The sequence below is a fragment of the Ferrimonas pelagia genome (genome assembly GCF_039543565.1).
In the GTDB taxonomy this organism is placed as follows: domain Bacteria; phylum Pseudomonadota; class Gammaproteobacteria; order Enterobacterales; family Shewanellaceae; genus Ferrimonas; species Ferrimonas pelagia.
In genome coordinates this window covers 1-15342 of the sequence record NZ_BAABJZ010000018.1, presented here as the reverse complement: position 1 = coordinate 15342, position 15342 = coordinate 1, and the positions used below count along the sequence as shown (strand labels likewise).

15 protein-coding genes are annotated in these 15342 nt (G+C 54.6%); 9 read left to right on the top strand and 6 right to left on the bottom strand.

All coding sequences use genetic code 11. The features are described from left to right. Nucleotides 1–34: 34 nt before the first annotated feature. Nucleotides 35–646 carry a riboflavin synthase subunit alpha gene (locus ABEA08_RS07225; RefSeq protein WP_345334620.1) on the top strand — a complete coding sequence of 204 codons (612 nt, stop codon included), beginning with the start codon at nucleotides 35–37 and terminating at the stop codon, nucleotides 644–646. Nucleotides 647–649: 3 nt separating this feature from the next. On the opposite strand, the gene ABEA08_RS07220 is transcribed toward ABEA08_RS07225, so the two are convergent. From ABEA08_RS07220 to ABEA08_RS07210, 3 genes are read right to left on the bottom strand one after another with little or no spacing between them, the layout of a single operon-like run. Next, a complete protein-coding gene (locus tag ABEA08_RS07220) occupies nucleotides 650–856 on the bottom strand; it encodes a CPXCG motif-containing cysteine-rich protein (RefSeq protein WP_345334619.1) in 207 nt (68 codons plus the stop codon). A gap of 32 nt (nucleotides 857–888) precedes the next feature. Beyond that, nucleotides 889–1641 carry a pteridine reductase gene (locus ABEA08_RS07215; RefSeq protein WP_345334618.1) on the bottom strand — a complete coding sequence of 251 codons (753 nt, stop codon included), beginning with the start codon at nucleotides 1639–1641 and terminating at the stop codon, nucleotides 889–891. Then, the gene (locus ABEA08_RS07210) at nucleotides 1634–2497 is read right to left on the bottom strand and encodes a fructosamine kinase family protein (RefSeq protein ID WP_345334617.1); all 864 of its coding nucleotides are present in this window, start codon (nucleotides 2495–2497) and stop codon (nucleotides 1634–1636) included. Before ABEA08_RS07210 ends, ABEA08_RS07215 begins: the two co-directional genes overlap by 8 nt. Nucleotides 2498–2772: 275 nt before the next feature. Between ABEA08_RS07210 and ABEA08_RS07205 the strand changes: the two genes are divergently transcribed. The 5 genes from ABEA08_RS07205 (at nucleotide 2773) to rplT (ending at nucleotide 7057) form a co-directional block, all read left to right on the top strand. Further along, nucleotides 2773–3690, top strand: a complete 918-nt coding sequence (locus ABEA08_RS07205) for an N-acetylmuramoyl-L-alanine amidase (RefSeq protein WP_345334616.1) — start codon at nucleotides 2773–2775, stop codon at nucleotides 3688–3690. A gap of 214 nt (nucleotides 3691–3904) precedes the next feature. Then, entirely contained in the window at nucleotides 3905–5839 is a 1935-nt protein-coding gene (gene thrS / locus ABEA08_RS07200; protein WP_345334615.1) for a threonine--tRNA ligase, read from the top strand. Between the two features lie 3 nt (nucleotides 5840–5842). Next, entirely contained in the window at nucleotides 5843–6388 is a 546-nt protein-coding gene (infC, locus tag ABEA08_RS07195; protein WP_345334647.1) for a translation initiation factor IF-3, read from the top strand. Nucleotides 6389–6477: 89 nt separating this feature from the next. After that, a complete protein-coding gene (gene rpmI / locus ABEA08_RS07190; protein ID WP_345334614.1) occupies nucleotides 6478–6675 on the top strand; it encodes a 50S ribosomal protein L35 in 198 nt (65 codons plus the stop codon). Nucleotides 6676–6697: 22 nt separating this feature from the next. After that, nucleotides 6698–7057, top strand: coding sequence for a 50S ribosomal protein L20 (rplT, locus tag ABEA08_RS07185; RefSeq protein ID WP_345334613.1), 360 nt, complete (start codon nucleotides 6698–6700; stop codon nucleotides 7055–7057). Between the two features lie 792 nt (nucleotides 7058–7849). Here the strand turns inward: rplT and ABEA08_RS07180 are convergent. Together ABEA08_RS07180 and ABEA08_RS07175 are read right to left on the bottom strand one after the other, a co-directional pair. Then, nucleotides 7850–8710 (bottom strand): DUF1853 family protein, encoded by an 861-nt coding sequence (locus ABEA08_RS07180; protein ID WP_345334612.1) that lies wholly within the window; start codon nucleotides 8708–8710, stop codon nucleotides 7850–7852. Nucleotides 8711–8744: 34 nt separating this feature from the next. Beyond that, the gene (locus tag ABEA08_RS07175; protein ID WP_345334611.1) at nucleotides 8745–9230 is read right to left on the bottom strand and encodes a hypothetical protein; all 486 of its coding nucleotides are present in this window, start codon (nucleotides 9228–9230) and stop codon (nucleotides 8745–8747) included. A 130-nt stretch (nucleotides 9231–9360) separates the two neighbouring features. Between ABEA08_RS07175 and ABEA08_RS07170 the strand changes: the two genes are divergently transcribed. Together ABEA08_RS07170 and ABEA08_RS07165 are read left to right on the top strand one after the other, a co-directional pair. Further along, a complete protein-coding gene (locus tag ABEA08_RS07170; RefSeq protein ID WP_345334610.1) occupies nucleotides 9361–10350 on the top strand; it encodes a 2-hydroxyacid dehydrogenase in 990 nt (329 codons plus the stop codon). 14 nt (nucleotides 10351–10364) lie between these two features. After that, complete coding sequence (locus ABEA08_RS07165) at nucleotides 10365–11120, top strand: Nif3-like dinuclear metal center hexameric protein (protein ID WP_345334609.1); 756 nt, start codon at nucleotides 10365–10367, stop codon at nucleotides 11118–11120. A 59-nt stretch (nucleotides 11121–11179) separates the two neighbouring features. On the opposite strand, the gene ABEA08_RS07160 is transcribed toward ABEA08_RS07165, so the two are convergent. Beyond that, entirely contained in the window at nucleotides 11180–12967 is a 1788-nt protein-coding gene (locus ABEA08_RS07160) for a cation:proton antiporter (RefSeq protein WP_345334608.1), read from the bottom strand. Between the two features lie 191 nt (nucleotides 12968–13158). On the opposite strand from ABEA08_RS07160, the gene ABEA08_RS07155 reads away from it, so the two are divergent. After that, nucleotides 13159–15342, top strand: a 2184-nt coding sequence (locus tag ABEA08_RS07155) for a hypothetical protein (RefSeq protein ID WP_345334607.1), incomplete at its 3' end; no start/stop codon positions are given.

The window sequence follows — 15342 nt, the reverse complement described above, 5'->3', positions numbered from 1 at the left end:
CACTAGCTGAAGTTTGTATGGAACGAGACGAAGAATGTTTACTGGCATCGTGCAGCTCACTGCGCCCATTACCGAAATGACAGAGCAACCCGGACTGCGTACCTTTGGGGTGACGCTGCCTGAGCGGTTGTTAAACGATTTGGAGATCGGCGCCAGCATCGCCAATAACGGCGTTTGCTTGACGGTGACAAGAGTAAGAAATGATACGGTTTTTTTCGACGTCATGGAAGAAACTCTGCGTTTAACCAACTTGTCAGAGTTGGCGCTGGGCGATCACGTCAATATCGAGCGGTCGCTGACGTTTGGCAAGGAGATCGGTGGCCACTTGGTTTCCGGTCATGTCCATACCTGCGCGGTGGTTTCCGCCCGGGAGGAGACGGAGACCAATTGCCGTATTCGCTTGCAAGTCGCGCCACAGTGGATGAAGTACATCCTGCATAAAGGCTTTGTTGCGGTCGATGGTTGCAGCCTGACGGTGGGTACGATCTATGATGATGGGTTTGATCTTCACTTGATCCCGGAAACCCTGGCCGTGACCAACCTGTCCGAGCGCCAAGTTGGGGATCGGATCAATATCGAGATCGACAGCCAAACCCAGACCATCGTCGATACCGTCGAACGAGTATTGGCGCAACGCCAAGGTTGACGTTCAGTAATTTTGCTCATCATCGGCGTCAATAAAGAGTTGCACCTGCTGGTGTAACTCATCGATGTGCAGACGCAGATGGATGGGGCTGCAGCAGGCGCTGCAATCTTGGTAAAACTCTTGATCGCCGCCGCTGGAGTCCACATCGACTCGGGTGTGATGGCCGCAGTGCGGGCAGATGATGTTGTGTTGATTGTTGCCCAGTTTCATCGCTGAGCCTCCTCGTCACCTGGGTATTATCGTCAGGCTCCCTCCAGTGGGGACAGCGAACGCCCGCCATCCACCGCGAGGATCTGCCCGGTGATGTAAGGGGCATCCAAGGCCAAAAAGCGCACCGCCTGCGCGATGTCCTGCGCACGTCCCATTCGGGCTAACGGCACCTGCTTGAGGATCTGTGCCTTGGTTTGCTCCGCGATCTCACCTTCGGGCCAAAGGATCGCCCCAGGGGCAATGCCATTGACTCTGACGTCGGGTGCCAGCTCCAGTGCTAATGACTTGGTCATCATTACCAGCGCGGCCTTTGCCATGCAATACAGTGTATGTTGTTTTAGCGGAGTCTGGGCATGGATATCGACCATATTGACGATGGCTCCCTGATGTCGATGCAGCTCGCGGGATAACGCTTGGCTGAGCAGCAAGGGCCCTTGCATGTTGGAGCCGACGATCTCGTGCCAATGTGAGTCATCGATCTCGCCGATGGGGGTGGGATAGAAGGCGGAGGCGTTGTTGATCAGCAGGTCAATACGGCCCCAATGGGCGATGGCTTGCTCGGCGATGGCGATTATCTGGGTTGGTTCTGACAGTGAGCCGGTGATCACGGCGGCGCTGTCTGGGCGTGCTCGGTTGAGCTCGGTCATCAGCGCGTGTGCGGCTGTGGTGGAGTGACGACAATGGATCAGCACGCGCATGCCCTGCTGATGCAACTCTCGATTGATCGCGGCGCCCAGACGCTTGGCGCTGCCGGTCACGAGCGCGACCTTGTTTGGCTCAGTCACAGAACAGTTCGCTTAGCTGTTGCTGGCACTGTTGCAGATAGCTGCCGCCGAACAGGTTGAGATGATTGAGTAGATGGTATAGCTGGTAGATAGCTTTACGCTGCTGGTAGCCTTTGTCGATTGGCCATTCAGCATCGTAGCCTTTGTAAAAATCGCTGGGCAGGGGGGAGAACAGCTCTGTCATGGCCAGATCGGTTTCTCTGTCGCCGTAATAACAGGCGGGATCGAACAGGCAGCCTCGTCCTTCGACGAAACTCATGTTGCCACGCCAGAGATCGCCATGCAGCAGCGACGGCTCAGGTTGATGCCCACGTAGGGCTTCAGCGCAGCGATCGATCCAAAGCGCGATGTTGCCGATCTGATGGCCCTTATCTTGGGCCAGCTTGAGCTGCCAGCCCAGCCGTTGCTCGGCGAAAAACTCGGACCAATTCTTGCTCCATTTGTTGGGCTGTACGGTCGCGCCGATAAAGTTGTCTTCATCGAAACCGTATTGGGACTGGCAATGATCCTGATGGAGTCGGGCCAGATCCTCACCCAGCTGGAACCATTGAGCTTTGGTTCCTGGACTGAACTCGAGATATTGCAGCGCCAGAAAGGCGTGATCGGCACTCTTCCCTGTGGTGATCACTTCCGGCACAACCAATGTCGGGCTTTGCGCCAGTAATTTAAGGCCATGTGCTTCGGTTTCAAACAGATCCAGCTTGTCTTTGTGGTTCGTTTTGACAAACAAAGCGCAGTGATGATCTTCGATCTTATAGGCCTGATGAATATCGCCGCCGGTCACACTGTGCCGAGCGCTAATATTGAAGTCGCGGCCCAACGCATCGCTGATCTGAAGGCTGATCGCATTCCACATAACCGGATCCCTTTGTTGTCTAAGCTCATCTCATCTTACGACATGTATTGAGGTTGCCAAGCACCAAGTTGCGCTTGATTGATCTGACATCTTTACTGCGAGGTGACAGAGTCATTGCCGAGACAGTTCCCTCCTCGATATACCTAAGCGGTAAAGACAGAGGCCATGGCGGAACGCCGGTGCAGTCGGTAGTACACCTGAGGATAGGGACGCGATACTGGGTGACGGAGGAGGTGGTGGTGCGGAATAGGGTGGGAGGGCTCTGGAACAGCCTATTGATAACGTGGTTGCTGTGGGGGTGCAGTGCTTCGCTGCCGGTGGTTGAACGACCCAGTAGCCAGTACGATCAGCGGATCCGCTCGATTGTGATCCACTATACGGCGGAAGACTTCGCCGAGTCGTCCCGGTTGCTTCGCCATGATGGTCGGGTCAGCGCGCATTATCTGATCCCGCAAACCGGCGATCCCAGTCACTCTGGCTCCGAGCTGTCGATCTATCGGTTGGTGCCAGACTCCGAGCGCGCTTGGCACGCCGGCCAGAGTCACTGGAGGGGACGGTCAAATCTGAACGATACCTCCATCGGCATTGAGTTGGTCTATCGGCCTCAATGTCCTGTCCATGGGTTAAGCCAGCAGAGCGAAGGTGGCGTGAGCCGTTGGCATTGCGATGATCCTCCGTTTGACCCGGCGCAGATCCAGTTGCTGATCCGATTGCTGCAGCAACTATTGGCCGCGCATCCTCAGATCACATCGACCGACATTGTTGCTCATGCGGATATTGCCCCCTTGCGCAAACGCGATCCCGGCTCCGCCTTTCCCTGGGCCTTGTTGCATCAACATGGGATCGGGGCCTGGTATGACGCCGAGACACTGGCCCACTATCAACAGGTCTTTGCCGTTGTCCCTGTGCCATTGACTTTGCTGCAACAGGGACTGGCGGCCTACGGCTACCAACTGGAGAGCAGCGGTCAACTCGATCACCAAACGCGCGCAGTGTTAGCGGCATTTCAACTGCATTTCTTGCCTTGGGGTCGCAGCAGCGAGGCGGATAGGAACAGTGCGGCCGTCTTGTTTTCCCTCCTGAAACGTTATCGTCCAACCCAACATGAACGGCTGTGGCGTGCCTATCTGAACCAGGCTTGTCGGGCGCCAGAGCCGGCATTGGACTGGGCGTGTCAGCACGGGCCGTTGTGATTGGGGCAGCAGAATACGGGTTGTGTTGAGCCATTGAACCGACGGATCGTGCCCTTTCTCTGCGGGTCGACTTGAGACGGATCGGAAGAGCCGATACACTTTGACCTCCTTTGCGGTGAACTTAGCTCTAGTAAGGCCAAGCATCCAAAGGATCTTTCCTAATAAAATTACACTCATGTAGCCCTTGGTATGGGTTACCACTGATGGAGTTATTATGCCAATAATTACCCTTCCTGACGGCAGTCAACGTCAATTCGATAACCCAGTTTCCTTGATGGATGTGGCTAAGGACATCGGTCCTGGCTTGGCCAAAGCTTGCTTGGCCGGTCGCATTAATGGTGAACTGGTTGATGCCTGCGAAATGATCGAGAGCGACGCTGAGGTTTCCATCATCACGACCCGTGATGATGAGGGCCTGGAGTTTATCCGTCACTCGTGTGCCCACCTGATGGGACATGCGGTCAAGCAGCTGTGGCCAGAAGCCAAAATGGCCATTGGCCCGGTGATCGATAAAGGTTTCTACTACGACATCGATCTGGATCACAAGCTGACCGAAGAAGACGTTGCGGCGCTGGAAAAGCGCATGTTGGAGCTGGCGAAAACCAACTACGACGTGATCAAAAAGACCGTAAGCTGGCAGGAAGCACGGGACACCTTCGAAGCCCGTGGTGAGACCTACAAGGTCGAGATCTTGGACGAAAACATCAGCAAAGATGATCGCCCAGGCCTATACCATCACGAAGAGTACATTGATATGTGTCGCGGCCCACACGTGCCGAACATGCGTCATTGTCATCACTTCAAACTGATGAGCATCGCGGGTGCTTATTGGCGTGGTAACTCCGACAACAAGATGTTGCAGCGGATCTACGGCACCGCTTGGGCTGACAAAAAGCAGCTAAAAGCGCACCTGAACCGCCTGGCTGAAGCGGCCAAACGCGATCACCGTAAGATCGGCAAGGCATTGGATCTGTTCCATTGGCAAGAAGACGCCCCGGGCATGGTGTTCTGGCACAATGATGGGTGGACCATCTATCAAGAGCTGGAAAACTACATGCGCAAACAGCTGCGCAAGTACGACTATGAAGAGGTGCGTACGCCACTGGTGATGGATCAATCCTTGTGGGAGCGCTCCGGTCACTGGGATAAGTACGCGGAGAACATCTTCGCGACAGAGTCTGAGAAGCGTACCTACGCGCTCAAGCCGATGAACTGCCCAGGTCACCTGCAGATCTTCAAGCAAGGCCTGAAATCTTACCGTGATCTGCCATATCGTATGGCCGAGTTTGGTTTGGTGCACCGTAATGAGCCGTCTGGCTCTCTGCACGGTTTGATGCGTGTGCGTTCCTTTACTCAGGATGATGCCCACGTATTCTGTACCGACGATCAGATCCTCGATGAGCTGACCTCGTGCATCAAGATGGTGTACGACACGTACAAGACCTTTGGTTTTGAAGAGGTGGCCGTTAAGTTGTCCACCCGTCCTGAGCAGCGCATTGGTTCCGACGAGATCTGGGATAAGTCAGAGCAGGCTTTGATCGAATCCCTCGAAGCCAACGGTTTGTCCTACGAGCTGCAACCGGGCGAGGGTGCCTTCTATGGCCCTAAGATCGAGTTCACTTTGCATGACTGTCTGGATCGCGCCTGGCAGTGTGGCACCATTCAATTGGATTTCTCGATGCCACAACCAGAGCGTTTGGATGTGAGCTACGTCGCGGAAGACAACACACGCAAGGTGCCGGTGATGATCCACCGTGCTATCCTTGGCTCACTTGAGCGTTTTATCGGTATTCTGATCGAAGAGTTTGCTGGTAAGTTGCCGACTTGGCTGGCGCCAACTCAGGTTCAGGTGATGAATATCACTGATAACCAAGCAGATTACGTACAAAAAGTCGTCGAAGAACTCAATGACCGTGGAATTCGTGCAAAAGCGGACTTGAGAAACGAGAAGATTGGCTTTAAAATCCGCGAACATACTTTGAAGCGAGTCCCTTATCTGTTGGTCTGTGGTGATCAAGAGATGGAAAATGGGGAGATCGCAATTCGTACAAGAAATGGTGTTGACCTGGGCAAGATGAGTATCGCGCAATTCGCCGATTCCATCGCCGCAGAGATCAATAGCCGTAGTCTTAATATGCTGGAGGAATAAGCGATTAAAGGCGGAAGAAAGCAGGGTCCTGTGAACAAGGACCGCAACCGTATCAACGGCGAAATTCGTGCTCGTGAAGTGCGACTGATTAACGCCGCTGGCGAACAGGCTGGTATCCAGACTCTGGATGTGGCATTGAAAATGGCTGCTGGCGCAGACATGGATCTGGTTGAGATCAGTCCAAACGCCGAGCCACCGGTTTGCCGGATCATGGACTACGGAAAGTTCTTGTACGAAAAGAGCAAGGCTGCCAACGAGCAGCGCAAGAAAACCAAACAGATCCAGGTTAAGGAAGTTAAATTCCGTCCTGGGACTGACGTAGGCGACTATCAGGTAAAACTACGCAACCTGAGTGGCTTCTTGGAAAACGGTGACAAAGTGAAAGTAACACTGCGTTTCCGTGGTCGCGAAATGGCGCACCAATCACTGGGCTTTGACCTTCTGAATCGGATTAAAGCCGATGTAGAAGAGCTGGCCGTAGTGGAAGCCTTCCCGAAAATGGAAGGTCGCCAGGCCATTATGGTCCTCGCACCGAAAAAGAAACAGTAAGGCATACAAGTAGCAAGCCAGCCGGGGCATGCCTCGGCTGTTTTTGTTCGCCTTGCAGTTCATTAACTTAACAATGCGGAGTTTCTTCCATGCCGAAGATGAAATCCAATAAAGGCGCTGCAAAGCGCTTCAAGAAGACCGCCTCTGGCGGCTTCAAGCGCAAGCAATCACACCTGCGCCACATCCTGACCAAAAAGTCCACTAAGCGTAAGCGTCAACTCCGTAAGGGTGAGATGGTTGCTAAAGTAGACGTAGCTTCCGTGCAGCGCATGCTGCCGTACGCTTAATAAACTGGTTAGGAGTTAAAATATGGCCCGTGTAAAACGTGGTGTGACTGCTCGCGCTCGTCACAAGAAAGTTCTCAAGCAAGCTAAAGGTTACTACGGTGCCCGCAGCCGCATCTATCGTGTAGCATTCCAAGCCGTTACCAAGGCTGGTCAATACGCTTACCGTGACCGTCGCCAGAAAAAGCGCGTGTTCCGTCAGCTGTGGATCGCCCGTATCAACGCTGCTGCTCGTCAGAATGGCATGTCTTACAGCCGTTTTATCAACGGTCTGAAGAAAGCTTCTGTTGAGATCGATCGTAAGATCTTGGCTGACATCGCTGTATTCGACAAAGTAGTATTTGCTGCTCTGGTAGAAAAAGCGAAATCAGCTCTGGAAGCCTAAGTCTGACTTAAGTTAACCAGTTGAAAAGGGGAGCCCGTTTGGGTTCCCCTTTTTCGTATCTGCGGTTCAGTGAATGATGGCAATAAAACCGACCACATCTGGCTTTTACCCAGCTCAGAAGCCCTCAGTGGTTCAGGTACGCGGCGTTGCTGCGCAAGAACCGTGCACCGCTGTTAAAGAGTGTGTCTTCAGTCACTGTTGAAGCCCGATATCCAAGTTCGGGGTTAACGCGTTTTAGGCCGCCGAGCGTTGGTGTGTCGCGGCAAGCACAGCGGCATCCTTCTTGAACGCGGCATCAGCGAGGGATAGCAGAAGGGATCCCCCCTTAGCTTGCCGCCTTAGGAGCCCGAATCGATGCTAAAGGTTGAGATACCAGGCGAAACATTTCGACCAAGCTAACTCAGCTACAGCCCCTTTAAACAATCACAACAACGAGCCCGTGCCGCCGAGTCGCTTCCAATTCTGGCGACAATGGACTCCACTTCGCATTAGGGCATTTCGCGTTAGGGCATTTCGCTTTAGAGCCAATCGCGTTTCGTTAGATTGCCTTGCTTGCTTACAGTCCATTCCAACCAGCCAATGGCGAAACATTGAGTGTGAGTGGTACAACCGATGACAGGCGCTGAGCAGATCTTTCCGTGATGGGGAGCGGGCTGAGAGTTGCAGGCCCTGCGGGTGAGCCTTTGATTTGACGGACATGGGGCAAGCGCGATCTTCACGTGTTGGAGTGGGGGCAGACGCCGTTATCGTCATTTGGTGCTCAACACGGAGCGGATAGTGCTGCCGTGACGCTCATTCTGGTTGAGTATCAGCGTTGAAGCTGTGCGCCTGCGACCAATTATCGGGGACGACGAAGATGCGTTCCTGGCTGCCTGGATCCAACAAGTGGCGCGGCCAACTTAGTGCTGCTGTGGGTTGGAACTGGGGCAGGACGCCGACAGGACGAGCGGCGAGCCAGTCGTATCGGGATAGGCTGAGCCATCGTCGGTTGGGCAGTTGTGAGTGAGGGTACCATCGACCCTGCAGTGCGTCTGGGGCGATCTGTGTTGGCAGGGTGGGGGAGCCGTCGGGGTGATAGAGACGACCCTGAACCACGATCCGCTGCTGGTCTATGCGCCATTGTTGCTGTTGGAGTCTTTGTTGACAGGCCGAGGAGAACGCTAATGGCAGTTGGTGCTGGGTTAGGCGATCCAATTTATTGGCCAGTCGGTCCTTTCTACCCGGGCCGATCCAGTTGTTGAGCGCTTGGGTCTCACCTTCACCGAGATAGAATTTGATCGCCAGCTCCCAATGCTCTATCTGCTGACTTGGGAGGTGTTCGATCAGCAGATCCAATGCGCCGAGTGTTCGTCTGCCCGCTTTGATGTGCAGATCATGCGCGAGCACTTGATAGTCGGGGTGGAGCTTAAGCGCCAGCAGCCAAAGTCGTTCGTAGTAGTGGCCTAAGCGGCCTTGGCGATTGAGGAATGGCAGCAGTTCATCCAGCCGCCGTTCGAGCAGAGGCAGACGGGGCAGCAGTGGTGCGGCAAATTGCTGGAGAAAGGCGGTGCTGGCGATCTGATCGGTTGGACGTAGTAGACAAGGTGAGCTGAGCAACCATTGAAGATCACGCAGGATGGGGTGCTGGAGTGGATACGCGTCTGTTTCGGGCATAAAAAAGCCGACCCAGAAGGTCGGCGATCTTGGCTTATAGGCCGCGGGGGAGCTTGTTGCCCTTACCCAGTTTTTCTGCCCACAGCTGTTTCGCTGTTTTGCCGCCCTTGCTGGATTTTACCACGGTTTTTGCGGTGGCAGCAGGTTTGGCCTTTGGCGCAGCTTTTTTCTCAGCTTTTGGGGCTGGTGCGGCTGGGGCTGCAGGGGCTTCACCAGCCAACTCTGCGGCCATTTCGGCCAGATCACCCAGACGAACGGATTTGCCGCCGTCGACTTTGAACCAGCTGCCCTTTTGCTCGATTGTCGGCTCTTGGCCGTTTTTGGCGAGGTACGCGGCAGTGAACTGCGCGATCACCTCTTCCTTGTTCAGTTTTGACATGGGATCGACTGTGATTGCTTGAAATATCAGCGCGCAATAATACGTGTTCGCTCGATTGGGTTCAACTTTAGGCGGTGCATATTCAACCGATCGGCGGAGCGCGTGGACAGGATCATAGTGCGGACGTTCTTTGCTGGACATTTGTGGAATTAGTCGACGGTCTTTTGACGTGGTTGGGTAAGTAAAGTCGGCCTAAGGTTAGGATCCATCATCAATTGTACCGATCACGTAGCGGCACCATCACGGGTGGAGCCAAAACGGGAGGGAAACTATGAAGAAGATCGCGGTATTTTCCACCAAACCTTATGATAAAGCGTTCCTGGATCGGGCCAATACTCCAACTCGGATGCAGCTGGACTACTTTGAGACCCGATTGAAACGCGAGTCAGTCAAGCTGGTTGAGGGTTACGATGCCGTTTCCTGTTTTGTGAATGATATCGTCGACGAGTCGGTACTGCAGTGTCTGGTGGATATGGGGATCAGCCTGATCGTGCTGCGCTGCGCGGGGTTCAATAATGTTGATCTGGCGGCGGCGCAACGGCTTGGGGTACAAGTCTCGCGGGTGCCCAGTTATTCTCCGGAGTCGGTGGCTGAACATGCGGTGGCGATGATGTTGGCGCTCAACCGCAAGATCAACAAGGCCTATAACCGCGTCAAGGAGCACAATTTTGATCTGGACGGTTTGATGGGGTTTAACATGCAGCAGGCCACGATCGGGGTGATCGGAACCGGTAAGATCGGATTGGCAGCATTACGGGCACTTAGGGGGTTTGGCTCAACCCTGTTGTGCCATGATCCCTATCCCAATGATGAAGCGGCCGCCCTGGCGGACTATGTGCCACTGGATACCCTGTTTCGCACCTGCGATATCATCTCTTTGCACTGCCCATTGATGGAATCGACCTATCACTTGATTGATAAAACCAGCATTGCTCAGATGAAAGATGGGGTAATGTTGATCAACACCTCAAGGGGAGCATTGCTTAATGCGCAGGATGCACTCGATGGCATGAAACAAGGTAAGATCGGTTATTTAGGTCTGGATGTCTATGAGTTAGAAGGCGAACTGTTTTTCCGTGACTTATCGGATAGAGTGATGCACGACGATGTATTTGGCCTGCTGCTGAGTTATCACAATGTTTTGGTGACCGGGCATCAGGGCTACTTTACTCGAGAGGCTTTGACGGAGATCGCCCAGACCACACTGAATAATGTGGAAGCGCACTTTTCCGGTCGGCGCACCGGTAACGAGCTGTTTTAGAGATAGGATGTGAAATGCAAAGAGAAGAGTTGCTCCAGATCCTGGATGGACTGTTGAAGCCATGGTTGGTGAAGGATTACGCCCCGAACGGGTTGCAAGTCGAGGGGCGTCAAACGATCCAAAAGATCGTGACGGCGGTGACGGCGGATCAACATGCGGTGGATGCTGCCGTTCAAGCCGGCGCGGATACCTTGTTGGTGCACCATGGCTACTTTTGGAAGAGTGAGCCTGCGGTGATCACTGGGATGAAGCATCGTCGATTAAAGGCCTTACTGATGAATGATATCAATCTGATCGGCTACCATCTGCCGTTAGACATCCATCCTGGCCTAGGGAATAACGTGCAGTTGGCGCAGTTGCTTGGGGTGGAGAATGTTCGTCCCCTGGAGGCCGGAAACGAGACCTGCCTCGTGCTGCGAGGCGAGTTGGCGCAGCCCATGACCGGCGTCGAGCTGGCGCAGTTGATCAGTGCGAAATTGGCTCGTGATCCGCTGCATATCCCTGGGCACCAGCGGCCTATCCGTACCTTGGCGTGGTGTACTGGCGGCGCTCAAGACTTTATTGATGAGGCGGCGGCGGCGGGGATCGACGCATTCCTTTCCGGCGAGGTGTCGGAGCGCACCTATCACAGTGCCGTGGAGCAGGGGATCGACTATTTTGCGTGTGGCCATCACGCCACCGAGCGGGGCGGGATCCAGGCGCTTGGCGAGTATCTGGCCGCCGAACACGAACTGGACGTGAGTTTTGTGGATACACCGAATCCGGTGTAGTACAGCACGCTAAAGCGGGGGCCTGAGTGGCCCCCGCTTGGGGTTTTAGCGCGATCGCCTCACGGCGCCTCGCCGAGTCCTACCCCGGCGGGGTGGAGCGCGAGGATCTCCCAGTCGGCTTTGGGCTCGAACGGCGATTGGGCGGTGAAGGTGCGCAACTTGCCCTTGTCATTGCGGGCAAACAGCATGATGGCTTTGGGGTTCTCCAGTTGATAATCCACCCAGCCATAGCTCTCGGTGAGCCGAGTGGAGCGGATCTGCCCGCCTTCTCGCACAGTGCCAAGCAGCGTGGCATAGCGCACATCGTCACCAAACAGTTTCTGGTGGCGATCCCGGCTGATCTTGCGTTTGCTTTTTTCGCGGCCATTTTCCGCGAGTCGATACACTTTGTCTTCGCCAAACAGATCTTGATAGTGGTAGGCCACTTCGGTATTGAGCTGGCGATAGGGGGAGAGGATCAGCACCCGCCGCAGCAGCGAGAGATCCATGGCATTATCGGCATGCTCCGATACGGGGTTGCCATAGTACACCGGCAAACCACGCATACGGGCATTGCTGAGGTTGTCCCAGTTGGTGTCGGACAGCAAGATCGGCACCTCCATCTTGTGCAGCGCTTCGGCAACGGCGGTGGCGAAAGGGTTAGCGCCAAAGATCAGATAGCCATTGCGATCCGGCGCCTGCAGTCCCAACCATTTGACCAGGGTACCGGTAAAAACGCTTTGTAAGATGACGGTCGCGACGATCACCATAAAGACCAGCGCGACCAAGGGCTCTGAGCCGGCGATCCCACTTTGCTCCAACTTCAGCGCGAACAGGGCGGATACGGCGGCGGCAACGATCCCGCGCGGGGCGATCCAACCGATGAGTAAGCGCTCTTTGAGAGTAACGTCGGTGCCCAGCGCGCTCAACCAAACCGCAATGGGACGTGCTACCAGCAGTAAGCCAGCCAGCCAAAGCCCGGCACGCCAGTCGAGTAAGCGGATATCGGCGGGGGTCAGTCGGGCCGCAAGTAGAATAAACAGAGCGGAGATCAGTAGGATCGATAAGGTTTCTTTGAACTCAATGATCGGCTCGAGATCCAGATCGCGCGTGTTGGCCAGCCATATCCCCATCACGGTCACGGTCAACAAGCCAGACTCATGCATTAGTTCATTGCTGATCCCAAACGCCGTCAGCATGAGCAGTAGGGTGCCGACGGTTTCCAGGTAACGCGGCAACAGGCGTCGTTTTAGCATCTGCGCCATCAGCACGCCGGAGAGGGCGCCGATCATCAGGCCGGTTGCGACGGTTAGAGCAAACACCTGCCAGGCTTCGGTCTGACTGACCACCAGATACTCAAACACCAGCACGGCGAGCAAGGCACCAATGGGATCGATCAAGATCCCCTCCCAATGCAGTATGGTGGCGATCTTGGGGGTGGCACGAATGCTGCGCAGTAGCGGGCCGATGACGGTCGGACCGGTGACAACCACTAAGGCACCGAGCAGCGCGGCGATCCCGGCCGGTAGGGCCATCAACCACCAGGCGGATACGGCCGCGAGGCTAAAGGTGATCAAGGCACCGGGGCCGACCAGGTTGCGGACCATTGCCGATTGATCTTGGAGATCGCTGAACCTAAGCGTAAGGCTGCCCTCAAACAGGATCACCGCTACGGCCAGTGATACGATAGGAAACAGCAGATCACCCAACAATTGCTCAAGGTCGAGCGCCCCTGTTGCAGGACCCAATATTAGACCGGTGAGTAGCAGTGGTAGGATCGCCGGCAACTTCATCCTAAATGCTGCCCATTGGCATACCAAAGACAGCAAACCAACCATGCATAACGTCATCAGAGGGGACAGAAGCATTGTGTCGATCCAACTGTTTAAGGGTCTTGCCTTTACATTACTTGGTTCGACTCGTGTTTGCTGAATAAATTGTTCTTTGTGATCATCGGAAGCATCTAATCTTTGGATAAATTTTTAAGTCTCAACGTGCTAACTAAAAGGTAGTTGCTACCTTTAAGTTATTGAATAGATGGATCCTAAAGAGAAGTCACATGGAAAAGACACTTATTGTTACCAGCGTGAACGGGCAAGCTCTGTATGTGGGAGCTGATCAGACTCTTTATCCGCTCGTCGAAGGGATGGTCTTGGTGGAGGGTACTGAGGTCATTCTTGGTCAGGGGGCTTTGGTCAATTTGGGCACTGCGGAAGAGCCATTGACGCTCGAAGCATGTCAGTACTGCAAAGTCGTCTCGTCGGAACGGCCAGATTCGTTGGTTATACAATCAAAGGTGTTAGCGCCCGATGATATTATTGCTCTTATCGAAATGGATGGTGACCCTTCAGATGTTATCGCACCTCCGGCGGAACTCTCGCAGGGTGGTGAGCACTCGGATGGCGCGTGGGTGCTTAGAACGGCCAAGGCGACTTTGGCGGAGGCTGGTTATGACACGCTCTATCAGCCAAAGGCTCCGGTAATAGAACGGCTTGAAACACAGGAGGCGGACTCAACCCGGGTTATCGATTTGACACCTCTCGACTTTACCGTTGTCGAAGGGCAGACAAATAGTGGGAATCTACTGGAGCTAACGGGTGCATTAGATAACCGACTGGAGTTTCTAGACTCAGTTAACGGACAACCTTTATCTAGTTATCCACTTACCATATCTGGCGATTATGAGGGCTTTTATCGGATTGACTTGGCTGAAGGTCAATTATATCTAAATGCCAACGGTGACTTTATTTTTGTTGCGATCGATGAGTTTGATCACAGCACGTCAGATAGCATCTCCTTTGCCGATATCTCGGTACTTTTTGCTGATACGAACGGTGCATTTTCACAGACTACTTTGAGTTGGGCTTTGCTTGATGGTGCCGATCCTACCGGTGCGATAGCGGATGTTGCTGTTTCCGATGTCGGTATGACAAGCATACAAACGGTCTCCTTCGACAAAGGGTCGGATTCTCTTTCCGTCGAGTCATTGCACTTAGATCTTGCGTCGATCGCTCGGAGCTTGCAGTTACTTCAATTGACGTCATCGGGACGAGCTCTGGATACAGCCAGGCTGTCAGTAGTGGATGGGAAGCTGACGATTTTTGACACTGATGGTAACCCCGTATTTGCTATCCAACTTGGTGAGGCAATCGTCGGTAATGACGGATCGGTTCAACTAAAAGTGGAAGTGACTCAATTGGCCCCTCTTGACCATGAAGAGGGCTCCAACGGGCTTGTTATTCCGATCGAGTTTCTGATCACAGATAGAGATGGCGATGAAACGATCTCTGTGCTCAATGTGTTTGTTGCAGATGATCGCCCGACTGCGGCTGACATCATAGGGGTGTTGGTTGAAGCTAAGGGAGGTAGTCAGATCTCCGGCAACCTCAACGATCATCCCGACAGCGCCGCGCCGGACGCGGATTACGGCGCGGATGGCGCAGGGCAGATCACCGAAGTGAACGGCATCGAGCTGTCGAGCCTGACCGCCGAGGTGGGCGGGGCGTTTGACGGCTACTACGCCATCACGGTGGATGAAGGCACCTTATACGTGCTGCCGGATGGCAGCTACACCTTTGTGGCGGTGGATGGCTTGGATCACAGCGGTGGCGATCTCGTTATTGAGATCCCGTTTGTGCTGGAGGACAGCGACTTTGATGGCGACGATGCGACGTTGACCCTCACCCTGGCCGATGGCGCGGCACCGATCGCCGCCGTGACCGACTTCAATATCAGCGACGACGGCAGTGACGACAGCCAGACCGTCACCATCGAGCGCGGCTCAGATCCACTGGATCCGGACAGCGTCGGCTTTGATCTGCAAGCCACCGCCGATGCCTTGGCAGCGCTGGGGCTGAGCTCGGACGGGGTGCCGCTCGACTTTGATAACCTGCAGGTGACTGGCAACGGAACCTTGCTGACCATATTGGATGAGAACGGCGATCCGGTACTGCAAGTCTCCATTGAAAACGTCAACATCGACGGCAATGGCGACGGTCAGATCCAAGTGACGATCACGCCACTGGCACCGCTGGACCATGCGCCAGGCAGCGACAGCTTAGCGCTGCCGATCATCCTGTCCGCAGAAGACACCGACGGCAGTGCGGTCAGTGCCGCGCTCAACATCGCGGTGGCCGATGCTCAGCCGGAGGCGGATGACGTCGCAGCCAGCGTGGTGGAAGGCGAGGCGACGGTCGTGGCCAATCTGCTGGACAACAGCGACTTTGGCAGCGATGGCTCGGGT

Bases quoted from the DNA above. Each gene is read 5' to 3' on its own strand.
- ABEA08_RS07175 (WP_345334611.1), bottom strand. From the start codon at position 9,230: ATGTCCAGCAAAGAACGTCCGCACTATGATCCTGTCCACGCGCTCCGC.
- ABEA08_RS07170 (WP_345334610.1), top strand. From the start codon at position 9,361: ATGAAGAAGATCGCGGTATTTTCCACCAAACCTTATGATAAAGCGTTC.
- ABEA08_RS07210 (WP_345334617.1), bottom strand. From the start codon at position 2,497: ATGTGGAATGCGATCAGCCTTCAGATCAGCGATGCGTTGGGCCGCGAC.
- ABEA08_RS07160 (WP_345334608.1), bottom strand. From the start codon at position 12,967: ATGCTTCTGTCCCCTCTGATGACGTTATGCATGGTTGGTTTGCTGTCT.
- rpmI (WP_345334614.1), top strand. From the start codon at position 6,478: ATGCCGAAGATGAAATCCAATAAAGGCGCTGCAAAGCGCTTCAAGAAG.
- ABEA08_RS07220 (WP_345334619.1), bottom strand. From the start codon at position 856: ATGAAACTGGGCAACAATCAACACAACATCATCTGCCCGCACTGCGGC.
- ABEA08_RS07180 (WP_345334612.1), bottom strand. From the start codon at position 8,710: ATGCCCGAAACAGACGCGTATCCACTCCAGCACCCCATCCTGCGTGAT.
- ABEA08_RS07165 (WP_345334609.1), top strand. From the start codon at position 10,365: ATGCAAAGAGAAGAGTTGCTCCAGATCCTGGATGGACTGTTGAAGCCA.
- rplT (WP_345334613.1), top strand. From the start codon at position 6,698: ATGGCCCGTGTAAAACGTGGTGTGACTGCTCGCGCTCGTCACAAGAAA.
- ABEA08_RS07225 (WP_345334620.1), top strand. From the start codon at position 35: ATGTTTACTGGCATCGTGCAGCTCACTGCGCCCATTACCGAAATGACA.
- thrS (WP_345334615.1), top strand. From the start codon at position 3,905: ATGCCAATAATTACCCTTCCTGACGGCAGTCAACGTCAATTCGATAAC.